Origin of the sequence: Thermogemmatispora tikiterensis (assembly GCF_003268475.1) — a bacterium.
Classification (GTDB): domain Bacteria; phylum Chloroflexota; class Ktedonobacteria; order Ktedonobacterales; family Ktedonobacteraceae; genus Thermogemmatispora; species Thermogemmatispora tikiterensis.
In genome coordinates this window covers 5,633,317-5,653,874 of sequence record NZ_MCIF01000002.1, presented here as the reverse complement: position 1 = coordinate 5,653,874, position 20,558 = coordinate 5,633,317, and the positions used below count along the sequence as shown (strand labels likewise).

Below are 20,558 nucleotides of genomic sequence, written 5' to 3'. Positions count from 1 at the left end.
AACCGTCCTTCCTAGCAACAGGCAAGCAAGGCCAGAAACAGAAACGCCTGAGCTGCTCTGCTCATGCTCAGTGATCAGCGAACAGCCAGCCCCACCCAGGTCTTTCCCTCAAAGCGTTCGACGGGCACGGGCCGAGAGACCCTTGAGCCAATTGCGCTGGCCCGCCGTCGGCACAAAGTCCGGGTAGCGCAGGCGCTGGGCCATGTTGTAGAGAAACTGACGCTCGTTGTCTTTGAGCGCGATGCGTCCGCTCTCCAATAGCGTCAGCAGCTCCTGAACCTGATCGCGCATGAGGGCCAGCTCCGAGGCCGAGGGTCGCACCCCATCGTCCGCTGCTTGCCGTCCGCTCCTGCTCTGATCGGCTTCGCTCCTGGTAACGGCACCTGAACGGGCCTCCGGCTGCTGCGAGCGCAGCCACTGCTCATAGGCGGCACGATCATCCTGCCAGGCACCCAGGCCAGCCAGCTCATCGGCGCGCTCATTAAGAGCCTGCCCGGCATGGCCGCGTACCCAGCCAAAGGACAAAGGCGCTGTACGATGATTGACCAGCCAATGGAACAATTGCCAGAGGTCGGGGTTCATGCGCGCCTTGTAGTCACCCGTCGCCACCTTGATGGTGTACTGACTGTCGCTCCAGATTTTGAGCGGGCGATCCGGCGGGGCCAGGCTCAGGGCCGCCAGCAAGGCCGCAATCTCAGCCCGATTGTTGGTTGTTGTGGCCGCAGGCGGAATATGCCCGTGGGCCTCGATACGTTCAGCCGGGATCTCGCTCAGCGGCACATCAAGCCGCTCGACCGGCACCAGGATAGCACTCCAACCAGCGGGACCACCCGGGTTCTTGATGCAGGCTCCATCGGTATAGGCGACGACCGCCGGCCTTCGTCTGAGAGTCGAGCGAACCGCCTCAGCCGAAAAGCCAGCCAGTGCCTCTTTGACCGAACGCCACTCCAGCGATTCTGTCTCCTGACTCACTCACTGCACCATTCAACCTGATAATCAACAAGGCCGCGCCCACTCCATTTATCTCACTCTCAGGTCAGTCGCTCACCATCCAGGCCGGGCAGAAATCCAACCCTCCAAGTCCAGAGAGAGGAAGGGGCAACGGCTGCCACCAGACGATGGCTAACAGTATGGCCCCATGATACGGCCCCAGATGGTCCGTCGTCAAGCAGAGAGTCGCCGTAGAGAGCAAGCGAGCAGATCGATCGGCTGGCGCGCATCGCGACCGGACCAGGCAGGGCTGTCAAGCGATTGGCGATTCTTTCTCTCTGCGCTCAGCGATGAAGGGCCGCCAGAGCTTCCAGGAGGCCCAGTAGCAGCGCGGCGCCCAGCAAGGGCCAGGAGGGCGGCAGGCTGGCCCGACGCTGTCTCAGTCCTGGCGCCAGCTCCAGCGGCGGATGAAACCAGCGGCGCGTCACTGGCCGCTGCAAGCCCCAGGCAATTAAGGGCGACAGTCCGCCCAGCGTTAGCAGGGTCACCAGGGACCAGTAGTTTCCTACGCGTGCATCGAGCCAGAGCGTATAGATACTGGCCAGGCCCGCCAGGGCGAGCAGCGTATTGAGCGCCACCTGCACGGAGCGCGCCCAGGGAAGGCCACGGCGCACCCCCTCGCCGCACAGCACCAGCAGCAAGGCAAAGGGGAGAGCGGCGAGCAGGGAGAGCAGCGCATTGAGGGCAGGCGAGAGCCAGGGCAAGCGCAGCGAAGGAGAAAGCCCTAGCCAGCGCCCCAATAGCGGCATCGCCAGCAGTTGTACCAGCAGGCTCCAGTCGAAGAGCAGCGCCAGCGTTACCACGCGCGGAGGTCGCAGCGGCTCCTCTGGTCGACGGGAAACGGATTGCTGCGGGCCAGGAGATATCTCCTTCACCGGGTTTCCTCCTTCACCTCAGATCGATGCACTACTCGTCGATCTTATGCCCCAGCCCGGCGCAGGCAGTCCAGGCATGCTCGTCCTGCTCCAGGCAGGACGAGCATGCCAAAGCGGGCGGAGAGAGCTAGCGGTGAATCAGGGCCTTGACTGCCTGGGCAATATGGTGGGCATCGATGCCGGCCTCCTCCAGCTGCTCCATAGGCTTGGCGGAGCCGGGCATCTCCTGGACAGCCAGCTTGACCACACGCGGCAGCGGTCCAGCGCGCTGCGTAAAGGCCTCCAGCACCGCCTCACCCAGACCACCTTCCGGCCAGTGATCCTCGACTGTTACAATGCACTGCTTCGTCTCATCGGCAGCCTGGAAAAGCGTCTCCTCATCGATCGGCTTGATCGAATAGGCATCGATCACTCGCACCAGGATGCCCTCGGACTTCAGGTACTCATAGGCCTTGAGGGCCTCGTGAACCGTGATGCCAGCTGCCACGATCGTCGCCTGGTCGTTCTCCGAGCGGCGCAGCACCTTGCTGCCGCCGATGGGGAACTCCTCATCGGGGCTGTAGATCACGGGCGTCTTCTCGCGCGTTGTGCGCAGATAGACGATTCCGCCATGCTCCGCCATCTGAGCCACCAGCTTGGCTGTTTGATTGGCATCGCAGGGATAGAGTACCGTGCTGCCGAAGACGGCCCGCATCATGGCCAGGTCCTCCAGGCCCATCTGAGACGGTCCATCCTCGCCGATCGAGACCCCAGCATGCGAGCCACACAGACGGATATTGGCACGCGAGATGGCTCCCATGCGGATAAAGTCGTAGGCACGTGTCAGAAAGGCGGCGAAGGTCGACGCAAAGGGGATGCGCTGGCGAACACTCATAGCGATGGCTGCCGCGACCATCTGCTGCTCCGCAATGTACTGCTCAAAGTAGCGCTCGGGGTAAGCCTTGGCGAATTCCTCAGCGTAAGTCGAGTTGCTGACCTCACCATCGAGGGCTACCACCTCGGGATAGGCAGCGCCCAAAGCCTTGAGCGCATCGCCATAGGCCTTGCGTGTGGGTACTTCCTGGCCACTGGCGTAGCGCGGCAACTCTAGAGGCTTGCGCTCCGCGGCAGGCGGCTGCAGATTCTCAGGCTTCTGCACTGTAAAGATCTGGCTGCGCACATGGGGCAGCTCGGCCAGAGCCTTCTCCTCCTGTTCCTTGCTGAGGGCCTTGCCATGCCAGCCCTCGGCATTCTCCAGGAACGAAACCCCTTTGCCCTTCATGGTGCGGGCAATGATCAGCGTCGGCGCCCCTTCCGCCTTCATAGCCTGGGCATAGGCGCGATCGATCTCCTCGTAGTTATGCCCATCAATGACCAGAGCTCGCCAGCCGAAGGCTTCAGCCCGCTCAGCATAGGCCGCTGTATTCCAGCCCAGCATCGTTTCGCCGCGCTGGCCCAGGCGATTGCAGTCGAGGATACCAATCAGATTATCCAGCTTATAGTGAGCGGCGTGCTCGATGGCTTCCCAGATAGAGCCTTCGGCCATCTCGCTATCTCCCAGCAGCACCCAGACGCGATACGGCAGCTTATCCAGATACTTGCCGGCCAGCGCAACTCCTACACCGATCGGGAGACCCTGACCCAGGGAGCCAGTCGCCACCTCCACCCAGGGCAACACTGGCGTCGGATGTCCCTCCAGCCGGCTACCACGCTTGCGCAGAGTCAGCAACTCCTCGTCGGTAATGGCGCCCGCCGCCTTGTACATAGCGTAGAGCAGCGGCGCCGCATGGCCCTTGGAGAAAATCAGGTGGTCGTTGTTCGGATGGTGTGGATTGTCAAAGTCATAGCGCAGATAGCTGACCAGCAGGACTGCCATCAAATCGGCGGCAGAGAGCGAGGAGGTCGGATGCCCCGAACCCGCCGCGGTCGTACAGCGAATACTATCCACGCGCAATTGCTGAGCAAGGTTGGTCCATTGCTCAACCTGAGTCTGAGCCTGAGTTGTCGTCATCAGCCAATCCTCTTGCCTTCCTTATGTGTGTTTATCATTCTCTTCTTGCTACTCGACAGATACGGTTCTATTGTAGGACAACTGCCCCCCTCGGGCAAGCTGATGTTCCTTCGTTCGCTCACACTGCCGTGCCGCAGGAGACGCCCAGCCAGCTTTCGACGCCCTTGAGCTAAGCGCCCGCCTGGGCCTGCACTCTCTCCTGTGAAGAATTATAGTGCTTCCTTGCACTAGATCGCCTCACTGAGATGGGAGCCAGCCTGCTCGCTCAAGCCAGGCCCGCGCCCTCCCTCTCTGCCTGGTTGTCTGACCGGGCCATTGCTCTGGTCAGATCAGCGTCAGGAGCGGCGGCCATGATCACGACCTTGAGCGCCTCGCCTGGTTGGGCCACGAGACGGAAGGCCTGCGCCGCCTCATGCAGGGGGAAACGATGGGTGATCACGCTTTCGGCACGGATTCGACCAGTGGCCAGTAAATCAAGAGCCTGCCGCGTCTCATAGGGTCCAGCCGAGTAACTGGTACGCAGCGTGATCTCGCGGAAGAACAGTTCATTGGGCGTTACAGGGAGCTGCTCCTCCGGTGGAGGCGGAGCAAAGAGCAGCACCGTTCCGCCCGGTCCCACTAGCTCCAATCCCTGACGCATGGCCTGCACCTTCGACGGCGTCACGATGACCACATCGGGCTTGCGTCCGTCGTTGGCAGCAAGCACGCGTGGCAGCAGCGGCTCCCCTTCTGGATCAAAGGCCAGATCAGCCCCTGCCTCTAAGGCCCGCTCGCGCCGATAGGCAATCGGGTCGACAACCATTACACGGACAGCCCCCCGCAATCGCGCCAGCTGGGCAAGCATGATGCCGTTGCTGCCTGCCCCCAGAATCAGGACCCGATCACCGGCACGCATCATGGCGCGCTCAATGCCGCGAATACAGCAGGCCAGCGGCTCAATCAAAGTAGCCGCCTCGAACGAGAGCGACGCGGGCAACGGCAGAACATCACGCTCAACGTTGGCAGCGGGGACTCGAATGTATTCGGCCAGGCCACCGGGATCGAGACGCGTGGCGCGGAAGGTCGGACACTGCGAGAAGGCACCACGTTGACAATAGTGGCAGACCATGCATGGCACGTGATGATGCACAAAGACACGATCGCCAATCTTGAACTGCTCCACCCCCTCCCCCACAGCCTCGACTACGCCCACCGGCTCGTGACCAGGATAGAGCGGGGCCCGCGGGCGCATATACCACTCCATGACATCGCTGGCGCAGATGCCACAGGCCACAAGCCGCACCAGCAGCTCGCCGGGGCCGATGATCGGCTGCGGCAGCTCCACGACCCGCACATCCTGATTGCTGTGATATTCAACGGCACGCATAACGCTCGTTCGCCCCCGCCCGCTCATCTTTTGGCCGGGACGACACACAGGAAGCCGAAGGCTTCGTCGCCCAGAGCAAAGAATTGATGAACCTCGTTGCCCGGAATGTAGATGGCATCGCCCGCGCGCACCTCGTGCTCTTCATCGCCCAGGCGCAGACGTGCCCGCCCATGCAGCACATAGACGCCATGATCATGGGCATGCTGGTCCAGCGAGGTATGCCCGCCCGGCTGCACAGCAAAATAGCGCAGATGGAAGTTCTGCGCTCCTTCATCGTTACCGATCAGAATCTGGCGCGTCGCATCTTTGGCCCGGCTATTCTCTGGCCCATAGGCGCGCACCGGCACGCCTTCCCAGCGTAGCTCTCCATGCTCCTGAGACTGGAGACGATGGATCACACCCATGCAAATCTACTCCTCTTGCACAGCTTAACAGCTCATCACATGACCAGCAGCTCGCGGCTCTCATAGCACGACTCGCCCCCTACTCATGGGAGCAAGCCATCAGTCAGTCTGGCAGTCAGACAGCCAGACGGCCAGACCGAGGAAGAGGGCAGGCGGACCGCCCCGCCTGGCCCGGGCCTGCTTCATCGTCGGCGCCGGCGGGCACGAGACTCTGCTTATCTGTCTGCCCGCCTATCGGCTCGCCTTGCTCCGGTGCTGCCGCCTGCCCGGCCTACGCTATAGATTCTAGCATATGCTGCAGCTCGGCGGCGGTCTCAGCCTGCAGGAGGCGCTGAGCCTGCTCCTGCCAGTAGGCCAGGGGTTGACGCGCGAGCCGCTCCTTGACAGCCAGCAGCGCCGGCGGGTTCATGCTCAGCTCACGTACACCAAGGCCGACCAGGAGCGGACCGATCAGGGGATCGCCCGCCAGTTCGCCGCAGACGGCTACCAGGCGCCCGTGTTGCTGGCCAGCCCGCGCCACCTGGGCAATGGCACGCCAGACCGCTGGCTCTAAACGTCCGAAGAGCGAGGCCACGCGCCCATTGGTGCGATCGACCGCCATGACGTATTGATAGAGATCATTGGTGCCGATGCTAAAGAAATCCACCGCGCGCGCCAGCACATCAGCCATCAGCGCGGCAGCGGGTGTCTCCACCATGATGCCGACCGCCGGCCTCGGCGTGAGCCGTAGCCCCCGCCCCTCCAGCTCGGCGAGTACCTCCTCAGTGAGAGCACGCAGGCGTCGCACCTCTTCCAGAGTGGCAATCATAGGAAACATAATCTGCAGGGTAATGCCCGTAGCCTGAGCGGCACGCAGCAAGGCCCGCAGCTGCTGGCGCAGCAGCTCCTCATGACAGAGATGGATACGCGCCCCCCGCAGACCAAGGGCCGGATTGGCCTCTTGCAGAGAGCCAATGAGGGCCTCCAGCGCCGGGAAGGGCTTGTCGGCGCCAGCGTCCAGCGTACGGGCAATAATAGTCTTGCCCTGCGGCTGCCCGGCAGCGAAGGCGCGGAAGAGACGTCGATAGGCCGCTTCCTGCTCCTGCTCATCGGGGAACTGCTCCCGACCTCCAAAGAGAAACTCGGTGCGCAGCAGGCCGATGCCCTCAGCACCCTGTTCGGCTGCTTGCTTCGCCCCTTCCTCATCGCCAACGTTAGCAAAGATGGCCACTGGTACGCCATCAGCGGTAGCCCCTGGGCGCCCGCGCCAGCGCTCGCGTTGCTGCTGTTGCTCTGCTCGTTCTTTTTGTTGCAGTTGAATCCTTTGCAGTAGTTCCCGCTCCTGCTCAGGTGTCAGGTTGAGATAGAGCAGGCCACGCCCGCCATCCAGGGCAATACGCTGGCCGGGTGTCAGCCGGGCGAAGAGATCGGGGGATAGGCCGCTGACGGCGGGAATTTCCAGAGAGCGGGCGATAATGGCGGCGTGGGTTGTCGGGCCGCCGAACACCGTACAAATACCGGCCACAAGCCTGGGATCGAGCGTAGCAGTATCAGATGGTGTCAGATCATCGGCAACCAGGATCACTGGCTCGTGCACACTCTCGGCCTGGGGAAGCAGGGGAGTAGTAGAGGTGCCCGAGAGCAGGCGTAGCACTCGCCCGGTGGCGTCGCGCACATCGCTGGCGCGCGCCGCCAGCAGTTCATCATCGAGGGCAGCCAGGATCTGGGCATTCTCTTCAGCGACCTCGCGCAGAGCCTGCTCCGCTGGCAGGCCTTGCTGACTGATGCGTTCAATGGCGGCATCCAGGATTTCAGGGTCCTGCAGAATCAGCTGATGGGCCTCAAAAATAGCGGCCTCTTCCTTGCCCACCGTGCGCGCAACCTGAGCGGTCAAAGCCTGCAATTCGGCCACAGCCTGCTCGACTGCTACGCGCAGGCGCTGCTGCTCCTCGGCTACCTGCTCCGGCGTCAGCCTGCGGCCTTTGTCTGCAGCCGTCGGCTGAGATTGGGACTGCTGTTGCAGGGCCGGAGAGCGGTAGAGCCAGACCGGCCCAAGAGCAAGGCCGGGCGAGAGCGGAACAAGGCGAAGCGGAAGCGGGGCCGAAGATGGGGAAGGAGTGGGCGCCTGGAATGTCCGTTCATGCTCAGACACAGTGACTCAACCTCCTGAGAATCGCAGCCGCGGATGATGCTAACCCTACGGCGGGTAGGCGATGGGCGCGCCTGGCGCTGCGCGTGGGCATCGGTGCCAAACTGAAATGATGTTCCTATTATCCGGCAAAAATGCGGGGGCTGCAAGAGCAACGGCTGCCCCGCCTTCCCAATGGGGAAGAGCCGGCCCCAGGCAGGCCGGCGTCGCTGGCTCCAGAGTGCCTAACAGCTTTTCCGTCTGTTTACAGAACAGGCAGCAACGATATATACTCCTCAGCGAAGCCACCAGGAGGCGACTTCATACGAGAGTCGGGAGGAACCAATGCCGGGCAAACGCCGCGCCATCGTTATCCACAGTCCCCATTCGGGACGGGCACCGCAGCTTGAAGAAGCCCTGAAGCTGTTGCAAGAGGCGGACATCGAGCTAGTGAGAGTTGAGCCGATTACGAATTTAAATGAGTTACCATCGCAGGGGAGCACCTGGCTTGCTCAGGGGATCGACCTGGCCATTGCAGCAGGAGGTGACGGCCTGGTTGGAGGAATGATCAGGCATGTTATCAAAGAAGGGCCGCCGCTGGCCATTCTGCCACTGGGTACGGCCAACGACACAGCCCGTTCGCTAGCCATCCCCCAGGATCTGCCTGGTGCCGTCGAGGTAATCGTAGGCGGCCAGGAGGCGGCGATCGACGTCGGCATGGCCCTCCCGGCAGAGGCCTCCTCCCCGGCCTCTGGTCCCGGAGACGAGGAGGCCGCGAGCGACTACTTCTGTCACACTCTCACTATTGGGCTGAATGTCGAATTCGCGCGCCTTGCAACCAGCAGCGAGATGCGCGAGCGTTTCGGCGCCATGACCTACCCGCTGGCGGCGCTGGAGGCTCTGCGCGCGCACGAACCGCTAGAGGTGGTTCTCGACTTTGAGGAGCCTTCTGGATCTCTTGCTGCTCAACAGCAGTGCCAGGGTCAAGCTCAGGCGGTGGCGGAGCTGCGCTATCAGGTGCTGCAGGTCGCGGTGATCAATGCCCCCGTCTTTGGCGGCCCGCTCCAGTTGAGCATTCCAGGCGCCAGCGTTACCGATCACTTACTCGATATCGTCGTGGTCCAGGGACTGGACTGGAAGGAAATTGCGTCGGCCATCGGCCAGCTCTTCGCTGGCGGCGAGAGCGAGCAGAGCGAGGCGGGCGAAGGAGCGACTGGCCATCCTGCAGAGCTGACGGCCTTGCCGGGCTTGCATCACTGGCGGGCCTCCGGTGTCACTATCAGCACGCCGGCGGGACCCTGTGAGGCGACGCTGGATGGCGAGGTCAAAGGGAAAACCCCCATTACTGTACGCATCGCCCCCGAGCGGCTGCGGGTCCTGGTGCCCACAACCTGGCAGGCTCAGACTGCCGAGACCGGCACATGAGCGGGACGGACAGGCCGGGCAGGGCAGACGCGACGGTGAGGAAGGGCCGGTACACTGCCTGGCGATACCATGAAAAGAGCCCAGTACCTAGACTGGACAACGGAGGCTCTGGCACAGTTGACCAGATGGTAGCCGTGACCTGTTGTTGGTTGTGTCCGGCGGCGCCGGCTGCTCCCATCCACAAGGAAGACAACCGTCCAGGCGCAGGCAGGAGCAGAGAGGAGGCTGCCGGCAGAAGAAGGGAGTGAGCAACGATGCGTATCGTTTCCTTGCTTGCCAGCGCCACGGAAATGGTGGCCGCCCTTGGTTGCACCGAGCAACTGGTGGGGCGCTCCCACGAGTGCGATTATCCACCCGAAGTCCAGCACCTGCCAGCCCTGAGCCGTCCGGTGATTGACATCAATACCAACAGCGCCGGCATCGATGCCCAGGTCCGCCAGCTTGCCGGCACGCGTCGGACCGGCGACGAGGCGGCCCTCCAGGCGCTCAGCATTTATCAGATCGACATCGCCCGCCTCCAGGAGCTGCAACCAGACGTCATTTTGACACAAACTCAGTGCGAGGTCTGCGCCGTCAGCGAGCGCGATGTCAGCGAGGCCGTGCGGCAGCTTACCGGACTGCAGCCACGCATCGTCTCGCTGGCTCCTTATCGCCTCAGCGATGTCTGGGAGGATCTGCGGCGTGTCGGGGCCGCCCTCGGACGCCTGGCAGAGGCTGAAGCTCTGATCGCCAGCTATCAGCAACGCCTGGAGGAGCTGCGCCAGCGCTGCGCCCGCCTGAGCGCCGGGCGCGGCCAGGCTCCCCGCGTGGCTGTCCTGGAATGGCTCGACCCTCTGATGGGAGCCGGCAACTGGACCCCCGAGCTGATCGCTTATGCTGGCGGCGAGCCAGTCTTGAGCGCCAGCGGGCAACATGCACCCTGGATTAGCTGGGACGAGCTGCGCCAGGCCGATCCAGAGGTGCTGATCCTCTCACCGTGTGGCTTCGATGTGGAGCGCACGCGGCAAGACGCCGCTCTGCTTGAACAGCATTCCGCCTGGTCGGAGCTGCAGGCCGTGCGCGAGGGACGCGTGTATCTCATCGATGGGAACCATTACTTGAACCGCTCCGGGCCTCGCCTGGTCGAGTCGGCGGAACTGATTGCCCGAGCGCTATGGGGGGAGGACGCGGGAATACCGCTGCCGGCAGAGGGCTGGCAGCCTTTGCGTTAAGCGTCGCCCGTCAGCCGCCAGTGGAGCAAAGACACACAATTCAGGGCCGTCCTCCAGAGCTTGCCAGCCGTCCCAACAGAGCCTTCTTGATCGGGAAGCGGGTAACGTCCTCACCCGAGTGGCTTTGGATCAGCCCGCGCAGGGCAAGACAGAAGGCGACAAGCACCAGAGACGGCCCTTTGCTGTGTTCTCTTACCTCCTGTCGCTGGCGAGCGCACCAGAGGCAGGCGCAAGAGCCAGAGCGCCAGTTGACTGGCACGCGCTACGACTGCTCGCCCCGCCTGGGCGCGGAGGCCCAGAAGATAACGACGACAAAGAGGGCGAACAGCAGCACCAGGAACCCCATCAGACCGTCAACGATGGGGGCCAGGCTGAACTGGAAGAGGCCGGCGGCGGCAAAGAGCAGGACGACACAAATCCCCACAATGGGGAAGAGGAAGAGCCAATTGTAGCGCCGCGCCGGATCGGCAGCCCGCCGGCGCCGGCTCGGTAGCGGTGTATAATCAGACTCCAGTGGCTCCATGAAACGCCTTTCTACGGCTGCGAGCGCAGGCCGTACCACCAGGGACCGGCATCTTGTCCAGCCCGCGCCGTCGACTTGCGCCCGCAGCGGATGATTTCATCACTCAGCTCAGTTCCTGGTGAACCAGCGGCGCCAAATGGGCAGCCTCGTGCTGAGGCCTCGTCTCGTTCGGTTCACCGGCCCTTATTATAGTGTCTCCTGAGCAGGAAAGCAACTCTGCTGGCAGTCACCTGGCAGCAGGTGCAAAGGATTAATTCAGCATGACGCCTGTGACCCACCCCCAGCCCGGGCTAAGAAGAGGTACGGCCACGACCGGACTCGGGGGCGCAGCGAAGCGAATGCCTGACCGAAATAAAAGGCAGCGGGCGCAAACGGTTCAGATAGCGACGCAGATCCAAGGCATTGACATGATAGGTGGAATCTTTGACCGTAGCAGGGATTTGGCCTTCAGCAATGGCAGTACAGAGGTCGGCAATGGTCAGGACACGCTCTGGCATGAGGTACCTCCATAAAGACGTGTCGCCGGGGACCCCTGGATTCATCCAGGGGGAAAACGGCTCTCTGCTCGCGCCGTTGATATTTCAGTCTCCCCGTGGGAGAACACTCCTCGTGAGACCAAAGGCACTGACATGCGGTCAGCAACGGCTTCGTCTCACATGGCAGGGGGGCAGGTCAACCCAGCCGCAGTGCTTTCCTGTCCTGCGGGGCAGTGGGCTGCCGTCAACCAGCCCTGAAGCCCGGGCCGCTGCGGCTGCGGGCAAGCCCCTGGCCTGGCTGGAGCCGGGGCCGTTGACGAAAACTGTGCACTCGCAGCCGGCCAGTCCCACCCACTCCGTGCGCTGCTCATCCCCCCGACAGGCCCTCTTTCCTCCTCCTTCTTCGCGCGCGTCAGCGAGCCGGGCATAACCTACTCTCATCTAGCCACACGCACCATTACCGGCGTCGGTTTCAGTGCATTCACTCCATCTATTAAGAAAAACACGGCAAACGCACACTTTATTTCCATAACAAGGCGTTACATTGCAAAAGCAGGCTACAAGAAAAGCAGTAGCTACTGCTGCTCCACCCGCCCATGAAGAACAAGCTGGTCCTCACGCTCGCTCGTCTCCCCTATCTGTGTCCTCAGCCCATCCATCCGGGGCGGCTCCGGCTCAAGGGGGGCTGTTTCGCTTCGCTGGGAGGCGAGGCTGGCATCAACGGGAGCAGCGGGAAGATAGAGAGCGAAGCAACTACCTTCCGAGAGCACGCTGGTCGCCGCCACTCTGCCCTGCATGGCCTCTACCCACTCCTTCACCAGCGCCAGCCCCAGGCCGCTGCCGCTGCCATCGCGGCGCAGCTTGCTGGACGCCTGATAAAAGCGCTCCCAGATCCGCGGCAACTCCTCGGGGGGGATACCCTCGCCCGTATCGCGCACCTGGATCACCACCTCATGCTCCTCCTGAGAGACTGCCACGGCCACAATGCCCCCCGGCGGCGTATGGCGGATACCGTTGTGCAGCAGATTCTGCAGGGCCTGAGCGAGACGCTCGGGATCCACCAGAGCCAGTGGCCCCGCTGGCGGAGTCTCCGCCACCACCTGCACTCGTCCGCTCTGCCAGGCCAGTGGCGCGCGCGCCTCTACCAGGCGACGTACCAGCTCTCCCACATCGGTCGGCACGCAGCGCAAGGTCAGACGCCCAACCTCGGCGCAGGCCAACGCAAAGAGGTCCTCCACCAGCCGTTGCAGGCGCAGCACCTCAGCCTCCATCACCTCCAGATCTCGTGGCAGGGATTCCGGCAGCTCGCCGCGGTCCAGGCGCCGCAGCGCCGCCTCCAGATAGCCCCGCACGGTAGCGACGGGTGTACGCAGCTCATGAGAGACCGCGGCCACCAGCTCGCGCTGAGTCTTCAGCAGCCCGGCTACCGTGTCGCGCTCCTGCTTCAGCTCGCGCAGGGCCCGCTCGAGCTCGGCGGCCATTGCATTAAAATCGGCCTGGAGCTGGGCGACCTCGTCCTCGCCCTCGACAGGCACGCGCACCCCATAGTTGCCCAGGCGCAAGGCATGGGCGGCCTCGGCCAGCGCGCGCAGACGGGCCGTAGTCCGGCGGACCACCAGGTAGGAAAAGAAAGCTGTCGGAGGAATTACCGCCAGTAAGGCGATGAACGACACCAGCCCGAGCATCATCGTGACCGAGATGAGCAGGGCCAGATCTTTCACGTTGGAGAGGGCCAGCAGATCGAAGAGGAGAATGAGCAGCCCCGCCGCCAGCAGGACCATCACGGCGTGAGCGTGAGTCAAGGCCCACAAGAGTTGTTTGCGCCGCAGGCGGCTCCACAGAGAGAGCAGGCACAGGAAGCCACGCCAGACAATATAACCAACCAGAGCGACCAGCGCTATTCCCAACAAGAGCATAGGGAACGCGGCCAGTCTGGGGAAGAAGAACGTGGCCCCCAGCCGATGCTCCAGACTCAGCAGGAGAAAGGGCAGTCCACAGAGCAACAAGAGAAGCAGCAGCCCCCAGGCCAAATCGCGCGCCCAGCGCCGCCACCAGGGTGGGGGTCCGACCTCGGCGCGCAGGGCAAAGTAGCCCAGCCCGAAAGGCGCCAATAGCAGCAGGCTAAACTCACGTCCCGTCTCCGTAGCAGACGTCAGATGGATGAAGCCGCTCAGCAGCAAAGCAAACAAGACAGCTTCGAGCAGAGCGCGTCTGCGCCTGGTCCTCAACCAGAGGCTCGTCCATCTTTCTTTCATCGCTCTCCTCCCGCCCCCGAGGGGCTATGCGGACGCCAGCGATAGCCTACGCCCCAGACCGTTTCGATGGCTTCCCCCAACGCCCCCAGCTTCTTGCGCAGGCGCAAGACGGTATTATCCACCGAGCGATCGCCACCGACATAGCTCTCACCCCAGACCGTATCAAGGAGGTAAGCGCGGCTGAAGGCCCGTCCGGGACTGCGCAGGAAGAGATGAAGAAGTTCAAACTCAGTCGGACTGAGATCAAGCGGCTGACCGTCCAGGGTCACTAAATGGGCCTGGGCATCGAGGCAGAGTGGCCCATCGATAAGGGGTCGCTCTGCCCGCGCCAGGTCGCGTTGCAGCATCTGCTGAATCAGCTCGGCACGGCGCAGGAGCGCATGCACCCGCGCTAACAGCTCACGCATGCTAAAAGGCTTGGTCAGGTAATCGTCGGCCCCCAGCTCCAGACCTACCACGCGATCGGTCTCCTCACTCCGTGCCGTCAACATGAGCACGGGGGTGGGCGCTTGCTGGCGCAGGCGACGCAGCACCTCCAGACCATCCATGCGCGGCAGCATCCAGTCCAGAATGACCAGCGCAGGGCGTTGCTCCTCATGCAAGCGCAAAGCCTCGACTCCATCGGGAGCATAGAGGACCTCGTAGCCGTCCGCTTTCAGTTCGCGAATAATAAGCTGCGCCAGATCCTGCGCATCCTCAACAAGCAAGAGCTTCTTCATGGCCATTCTTCAATCACTTCAGTATGATCTCCTGCTTCTGGCCAACCAGGGCCAGAGCCAGACGGCCTACCACTGGTAGCAGGTAGAAGCGTCGGCGTGTTGCCTGAATCAGGCCAACGAGCCAGCCCGTGAGGGTCACCACCTGCAGCGTTCCAAACAGCAGCAGCCAGCAGCACACAGCAAGAGCATCCATCTCGGATGGGAGCCACCACAAGGAGAGGCGACTTACATAGATAGGCGTCATCATCATAAATATATCGATGATGGTCACCAGTCCAAAGAAGAACAAGGATTGGAGGGCATGGAAGCGCACCAGGCGACTCCTACCCCCGAAGAGCAGGACCAGCAGACCAGAGAGCCAGCCCCCCAGGCAACAGAGCAGGCCCAAGACGGAATCGGCGTTCGTCGAGGGTGATAGCTCGTCTGAAGCTTGCTCAGTCCCAGGATGGTAGCTTGTGAGAGGCAACCACTCAGCAACGGCGGCGTGCATGAGCAGCTCCTGCTGCTGAAGGCTTCCCTTTTCTTCATACAGGCCCTCGAAAGGAGGCCTGGTCTGCCAAACAGTGGCATAATCTTTTCTTTCGTCATCCAACACGAGAACGATGCTCCTTTCTCCTCTCTGCGTCACAGCGACATGGCCCCAGCCCGGTGGCTCAAAGCAATGAGCACACTCAGGCTGCTAGCTATTATCAGGAGAAAAGCTTAATCTTGAGTTGTCATCGCCATATCCGATCTTTGTCGCAATTCTGTCGCAACCGTCTGCCAGCCTGGCGACCAAAGCCAGGCGGCGCGCACCACGATGGCGCAGTGAGGGAGACAGGAGCTGAGCGTCAGCCAGCCCGGTCGGAGAGCGGACGAGAAAAGCACAGCAGGGAGTGCCGGGGGGAGACGAACAGCCGAGAGGCCCTAGCGGGGCGGCCCCTGGCGAATGCGGCGGCGCATTGCCTCCAGCGGCCACTGCTGCCAGGTGCCCCAGCGCTCTGGCACGATATTCTCGACCCACCATGTCACCCCGACGCGGGCGTAGGCGGCCACCAGTGCGCGATCGGCCTCGGGGTCCTCGCCGGAGCTAATCCCGAAATGCACCACCTCAAAGGGACCCGGCTGCGAGCGCCGCTGCTGCAGAGCGACCCCAATCTCGGCCATCGTCTCGGCTGAGAGCATCTCCGTCAGCCCTAGATCGCGCCCAATAGGAATGAAACCATCCCAGCGGACCGCCCGGCGTAGCGGGGCACGATTGGGCCACATCCCGGCCACCCAGATCGGAATACGCGGCTGCTGACGAGGTGGAGGGAGAAAGTGCGCCTCCTGGATGCGGTAGTAGCGCCCCTCGAAATGGAAAGGCTGACCACTCCACAGCCCGGTGAGAATCGCCAGGCCCTCGTCGAGCATGGCCCCCAGTACCTTCAGGTCCGATGGCTCCCCCAGGGCAGCGAAATCGAAATAGCCACCACCCAGGCCCACACCCAGCACCAGACGTCCGTCCGAAAGATGATCGAGCGTCACCGTCTGACGGGCCAGCTCCCAGGGACGGCGTCGCGGCAGCGGCGTCACCAGAGGGCCAAAGCGCAGACGCTGCGTATGCAGAGCAATCGCTGTCAGCGCTACCCAGACCTCCGCCAGGGGATCGTTGGTCGGCGCCAGGGTTGTGCGCGCAATCTGATCCCAGAGAAAAAAGCCGTCCCAGCCGGCAGCCTCCGCCTCCTGGGCCAACTCACACAGCAAACGCACATCAGCGAGGGGGCCAAAATTGGGGAGATGCAGACCGTAGAGCATCGTTCGTCAGGTAGAAGCGTTGTCTGAGGCGGCGCAGGCACGGGTCGCGCCCACGCCTGACAGCCAGCGCCAAGCCAATAAAAAAGGGGTGACCGATGGGGCTCGAACCCACAACCGCTGGAGCCACAATCCAGAGCTCTACCGATTGAGCTACGGCCACCGTGTTGCTTCTTTGATTACGTGCACAGCCAGTATAGCGGAGAGTTTGTCGGCTGTCAATAGGGCAGCGGCCAAAATCAGGCGCTGACCTGCAAATACTTATCCTTACAGGCCAGCGCAGCGTCGACCTATCTGCTTGTTTGCCAAGGAGAGCTTGACCCGAATAGAGCCAGGAGAGCAGCCCGGCCAGGCCACCAACGAGCTAAGGGGATACCTCATCAAGGCGGCGCAGACGCGTGGCCGTCCCGAACTGAGCGATCACCGCCGCCACAATCAGACAGCCCGCGATGATCAGAAAGGTACTCAGGGGACCCAATGTCGGAATCAACGGAGGGATGACCAGGAGACCAACACTCCCCCCGAGATGGCCAACGCCATCGACCAGCGCGAAGCCCGTGGCGCGCGCTCGCGTTGGATAGTGCTCGGTTGACCAGGTGTAGGTCATGGGCACCCAGAGATTGAAGCCGAAAAAGAGCACGATCGAGCCGAGCACCGCCACGGCGAAATTGCCAGCTCCGCCCAGGGCAATCAGCAGGCAGCCAATCAGGGTGAGCAGGGCCGCCACCGGTAGCCAGTACTTGCGCTCCAATAGCTCACCAAAGGCATAGTCGAAGATGGCCACCAGCACGAAGCCCACTGAGCCAATGGCCACGATCAGACCGGCCTCGGGCGGCGGAAATTTCAGGGCTGCCAGTAGCGAGGTCAGACCCGCCGCGATGGCATAGACCGTAATGTAGCCAATGAACCAGACGACGAAGAGAAAGAGCGTGCGCAGCAGATAGAGGCGATTGCCAAAGATCTCGACATAGGGTATCCGGCCCGGCTGCGTTTCGACCGGAATCTCGGAAGGCGTGGGTAGCTCGCCAACGCGGGCCCGCGCCTGCGCCTCCATTTGCGCGACCACGCCTTCCGCCGCCTCGACCCGCCCTTGCGAGATCAGCCAGCGCGGCGACTCATGAAGCTGGAAGCGCATCAGGATGCCAATCAGCGCCAGTAAGGCCCCGATACCGTACATCAGGCGCCAGCCGAAGGTGAAGCCAGGGCCTGCGAGAGCAAAGGGCAGTCCCAGCGGGAAAGCTTCCGGCTGAGTGGTGAGCAGCAGGCCCAGCCAGACCCCTAGAAAGGCGCCCAACGAGGACATGATAAAGATCAGCGAGGTATAGCGCGCCCGTCCCCCGCTCGGCGCCACCTCGTTAATATAGGTGTTCACAAGGGCCAGGTCCGCGCCAACGCCAATGCCCGTGATGGTGCGGGCAATAATAAAGTTCACATAATCACCGACAAGGGCATTGTAGAGCGAGCCTAGCCCGGTGATGACCATCGTGACCAGCAGCATATCGCGCCGTCCGAGGCGGTCCGCCAGGGGACTGAGGATGAGGGTGCCGATCACGTAGCCCACCAGGTTGAGCAGCACCGGCAGGCCCAGGTAGCTGGCCGCCGACTCGGGGCTACAGCCCGGCACGATCTGGACACAGGTCTGGATGAAGGAGACGTTGATGTCGAAAATGTCGAAGAAGGTGAAGAGGAAGCCAGCTCCGATGATACCAATGTACAGATAGGGCAAGGCCCAGATGGGGATACGGTCCAGGCGCGCTACCACAGCAGCGGCTGTGCTGCTCGGGCCACTCGCACCACTCACGGGCCGCGAGGGATTGCCCGCTTCGGAAGCCATACCTGCCTCCCTCCCTGGCGCAGGCGCGGCTGTCATTGTCAGCCAGCCCATCAGCCAGAATACATTGAGCAACGCTGCTATAATTCGTACATTCTGGCCCGATGAGGTATGTTCCGCCGGCCCGATGATCTATGAGCAAGCAGCCTGTTTTAGACAATTGTACCTGTGCTTCTCCCTCGCTGTCAAGGGAGGAAGCGACGAGCAGAGAGACAAGAGGCAGGCTGGTTGTCTTTTCCCCCCTTCCTGGGCATGCCTGGACACAGGCACCACTGGCAACAGGAGAAGACTTGACATCGGCCTGGTCGTGCCATACACTCCAAACAAAGGCGCTAGTAGAGCAAACAGGCCGGTTCTTTGTAGCAGAAAGGGCACGTGGCTACATGGTTCACCACACGTCAGAGGAGATCAAGAGCAACCAGGTCAGGGAGGGGGAAGCCGATCTCTCTCAGTTGCCGGAGGTTCCGCCTGGCATGCTGATTCCGGCGCCCAGCAGCACGCCGCGCAAGCGCACGCGCTGGCCGGACGCCATCGATGTGATCTTTGAGAAAGATCCTGCCTGTAACAATATTTTTGAGGCGTTGCTCTACCAGGGGCTGTGGGCCATCTTCTTTCACCGCATCGCGCATTTCCTCTATAATCTGCATATCCCCGTCATTCCTCGCCTGATCTCGCAGTTCGCACGCCTCGTCACCGGCGGCATCGAGATACATCCAGGCGCCAAGATCGGGAAGCGCTTCTTCATCGATCACGGCGCTGGCGTAGTGATCGGCGAGACTGCCGAGATCGGCAACAATGTCATGCTCTATCACCAGGTGACGCTCGGCGCCACCGGCTGGTGGCGTCCAGGTCCTGGGCGCAAGCAGAAGCGCCATCCAACCATCGAGGATGATGTAACGATCGGCGTGGGGGCCGCTATTCTGGGGCCAATTACGATCGGGCGTGGAAGCAAGATCGGCGCAATGGCCCTGGTACTCGAATCGGTGCCGCCCAATTCCGTGGTGGCAGCCAAGCCAGCTGAGCTGCTGGTGAAGAGTGGCGAGCCTCTGGCCAAGCACGAGGAACTGACCCAGGGTTGGGAGATGGATTATCAGATTTAAGTTCGACCGCGAGCAGTGCGCCTGGTCAGGTCTGGTCTGCCGCCTATTCGACCAATCGGCTGACCGTCCTGGCTCACTTGGCCAGACCGGCCAGGCAATCTCGCTACGAAAACAGGCTCTCTCTCCCTGTTGAAGCGGGCGGGCCTGGCCTGGCACCCACCGCCCGCCCGCGTTCTTTCTTTCTTCCTTCCTCCCTCTGCCACTTCCCGGGCCGGGTCGCTGCGACTGCCGAGCCTGGCACGCCGACCAGCCGTGGCCTCAACCACGCAGATCGTTCACCCTTCGCTGGCACTTTCCTCCCCATAGCTCGCCAGGGTTTCAATCAGCAGCTCCCAGAAACGGGGCGCATCGAGTCCGTAGCCAACGCAGGCGTTGGCCCGCCGGCCCAGCACCCCATAGACATCGCAGACGGTTCGCCCCAGGGTGTACTCGCCGCGCGTCTCGATCGCAACGTACATGCTGTGTTGGTTGACGAGGGTCGGATCGATCAGAGCCGCTACTGCACAGGGATCATGCACCGGCGGAGCCGTGAAACCAAAGACCTGACGATAGGTAGCGCCAAAGAATTCGAGCAACTGGCAGACGAAGGACGGCACAGGACGCCCAAGGCTGCGTAGGCGCTCAAGGATCGCCGGCGTGGCCAGAGCCTGATGGGTGACCTCCAGCGGGATCATAGTGATCGGGCAGCCGCTGTTAAAGACGATGGCCGCCGCCTCGGGATCGAAGTAGATGTTGAATTCGGCGGCAGGGGTGACATTTCCCAGGCCAATGGCGCCGCCCATCAAATAGAGACCTTTGAGGCGCGAGAGAATGGCAGGCTCGCGCGTGATGGCGCTGGCCACATTGGTGAGCGGTCCCGTGGCCACCAGCACCACATCGTCCGTGCTGCGCACGAGATCGATGATGAGATCGACGGCATGCTCGGGCACCGCTTCCCGCTCGGGCTGTGGCAGGGCCGGCCCATCAAGACCTGACTCGCCGTGAATATCTGAGGCATAACGCGCCTCCCGCACGAGCGGTTGCGCCATGCCCCTGGCTACCGGTACATCGCGAATGTGCGCCAGAGTGCAGACGCTGAGCGCGTTGCGCGTGGTCTTTTCCAGCGTCTGATTGCCAGCCACCGTGGTGACGGCCAGCAACTCCAGCCCCGGGTGACGCGCCGCCAGCAGCAAGGCGATCGCGTCGTCGTGCCCCGGGTCGCAGTCGAGTATGATCTTCTGCTTCTTCTCCATCGCAGTTCCCCTCTCTGTCCTATCGCAAGGGCGCGCTCTTCTTCGTCGACCGAGCACAGGAGAGTGGAAGAGTTCGGCCCGCTCAGCGCCACTCTCACCCAGAGGAGCGGCTCCAGGGCGTTGAGCGACTGCCGCTTCCTTCCTTCTTCCTGCTGCGGCAGACAGAACGATTGTACCACTTCCTCCAACAAAGGAGCGGAGTTAGACGGGAGCGAGTGGGGGCGGTCGCCGCGGCCTGCCTGTGCTCCAGCTCGTCGCCCACCTGGGGAGAGTATCTTTCG

17 protein-coding genes and 1 tRNA gene are annotated in these 20,558 nt (G+C 62.6%); 3 read left to right on the top strand and 15 right to left on the bottom strand.

The window, feature by feature from the left end; translation table 11 throughout:
• Positions 1–108 precede the first annotated feature (108 nt).
• The 6 genes from A4R35_RS22535 to ptsP form a co-directional block, all read right to left on the bottom strand.
• Positions 109–972, bottom strand: coding sequence for an RNase H family protein (locus tag A4R35_RS22535; protein ID WP_112433478.1), 864 nt, complete (start codon positions 970–972; stop codon positions 109–111).
• 302 nt (positions 973–1,274) lie between these two features.
• Positions 1,275–1,865, bottom strand: a complete 591-nt coding sequence (locus A4R35_RS22530; protein WP_112433476.1) for a hypothetical protein — start codon at positions 1,863–1,865, stop codon at positions 1,275–1,277.
• Positions 1,866–1,992: 127 nt separating this feature from the next.
• Complete coding sequence (locus tag A4R35_RS22525) at positions 1,993–3,855, bottom strand: transketolase (RefSeq protein ID WP_112433474.1); 1,863 nt, start codon at positions 3,853–3,855, stop codon at positions 1,993–1,995.
• A 265-nt stretch (positions 3,856–4,120) separates the two neighbouring features.
• On the bottom strand, positions 4,121–5,221 hold the full coding sequence (locus tag A4R35_RS22520) for a zinc-dependent dehydrogenase (protein ID WP_189362196.1): 1,101 nt from the start codon (positions 5,219–5,221) through the stop codon (positions 4,121–4,123).
• Positions 5,222–5,244: 23 nt separating this feature from the next.
• Positions 5,245–5,625, bottom strand: coding sequence for a cupin domain-containing protein (locus A4R35_RS22515; RefSeq protein ID WP_112433469.1), 381 nt, complete (start codon positions 5,623–5,625; stop codon positions 5,245–5,247).
• A gap of 271 nt (positions 5,626–5,896) precedes the next feature.
• On the bottom strand, positions 5,897–7,756 hold the full coding sequence (ptsP, locus tag A4R35_RS22510; RefSeq protein WP_112433467.1) for a phosphoenolpyruvate--protein phosphotransferase: 1,860 nt from the start codon (positions 7,754–7,756) through the stop codon (positions 5,897–5,899).
• A gap of 321 nt (positions 7,757–8,077) precedes the next feature.
• Between ptsP and A4R35_RS22505 the strand changes: the two genes are divergently transcribed.
• Both A4R35_RS22505 and A4R35_RS22500 read left to right on the top strand, forming a co-directional pair.
• A complete protein-coding gene (locus A4R35_RS22505; RefSeq protein ID WP_112433465.1) occupies positions 8,078–9,157 on the top strand; it encodes a diacylglycerol/lipid kinase family protein in 1,080 nt (359 codons plus the stop codon).
• A gap of 254 nt (positions 9,158–9,411) precedes the next feature.
• Complete coding sequence (locus A4R35_RS22500; protein ID WP_112433463.1) at positions 9,412–10,368, top strand: cobalamin-binding protein; 957 nt, start codon at positions 9,412–9,414, stop codon at positions 10,366–10,368.
• A 262-nt stretch (positions 10,369–10,630) separates the two neighbouring features.
• Here the strand turns inward: A4R35_RS22500 and A4R35_RS22495 are convergent, their stop codons facing one another.
• The 8 genes from A4R35_RS22495 to A4R35_RS22460 form a co-directional block, all read right to left on the bottom strand.
• Positions 10,631–10,891 (bottom strand): hypothetical protein, encoded by a 261-nt coding sequence (locus tag A4R35_RS22495; protein ID WP_112433461.1) that lies wholly within the window; start codon positions 10,889–10,891, stop codon positions 10,631–10,633.
• Positions 10,892–11,181: 290 nt separating this feature from the next.
• Positions 11,182–11,388 carry a hypothetical protein gene (locus A4R35_RS22490; RefSeq protein WP_112433459.1) on the bottom strand — a complete coding sequence of 69 codons (207 nt, stop codon included), beginning with the start codon at positions 11,386–11,388 and terminating at the stop codon, positions 11,182–11,184.
• Between the two features lie 554 nt (positions 11,389–11,942).
• Entirely contained in the window at positions 11,943–13,622 is a 1,680-nt protein-coding gene (locus A4R35_RS22485) for a sensor histidine kinase (RefSeq protein ID WP_112433457.1), read from the bottom strand.
• Complete coding sequence (locus A4R35_RS22480; RefSeq protein WP_223258452.1) at positions 13,619–14,347, bottom strand: response regulator transcription factor; 729 nt, start codon at positions 14,345–14,347, stop codon at positions 13,619–13,621. The genes A4R35_RS22485 and A4R35_RS22480 overlap by 4 nt, the downstream gene beginning before the upstream one ends.
• A gap of 7 nt (positions 14,348–14,354) precedes the next feature.
• Entirely contained in the window at positions 14,355–14,936 is a 582-nt protein-coding gene (locus tag A4R35_RS22475; RefSeq protein WP_112433455.1) for a DUF4870 domain-containing protein, read from the bottom strand.
• Positions 14,937–15,247: 311 nt separating this feature from the next.
• Positions 15,248–16,117, bottom strand: coding sequence for an LLM class flavin-dependent oxidoreductase (locus A4R35_RS22470; protein ID WP_112433453.1), 870 nt, complete (start codon positions 16,115–16,117; stop codon positions 15,248–15,250).
• An 87-nt stretch (positions 16,118–16,204) separates the two neighbouring features.
• Positions 16,205–16,277 (bottom strand) — tRNA-His (locus tag A4R35_RS22465).
• Between the two features lie 201 nt (positions 16,278–16,478).
• Entirely contained in the window at positions 16,479–17,948 is a 1,470-nt protein-coding gene (locus tag A4R35_RS22460; RefSeq protein ID WP_112433451.1) for an MFS transporter, read from the bottom strand.
• A 380-nt stretch (positions 17,949–18,328) separates the two neighbouring features.
• Here A4R35_RS22460 and epsC point away from each other — a divergent pair, with 380 nt between their 5' ends.
• Positions 18,329–19,045: a serine O-acetyltransferase EpsC gene (gene epsC, locus A4R35_RS22455; RefSeq protein WP_223258451.1), complete on the top strand. Its 717-nt coding sequence runs from the start codon at positions 18,329–18,331 to the stop codon at positions 19,043–19,045.
• Positions 19,046–19,320: 275 nt separating this feature from the next.
• On the opposite strand, the gene A4R35_RS22450 is transcribed toward epsC, so the two are convergent.
• Positions 19,321–20,277, bottom strand: coding sequence for a nucleoside hydrolase (locus A4R35_RS22450; protein WP_112433449.1), 957 nt, complete (start codon positions 20,275–20,277; stop codon positions 19,321–19,323).
• Positions 20,278–20,558: the final 281 nt, after the last annotated feature.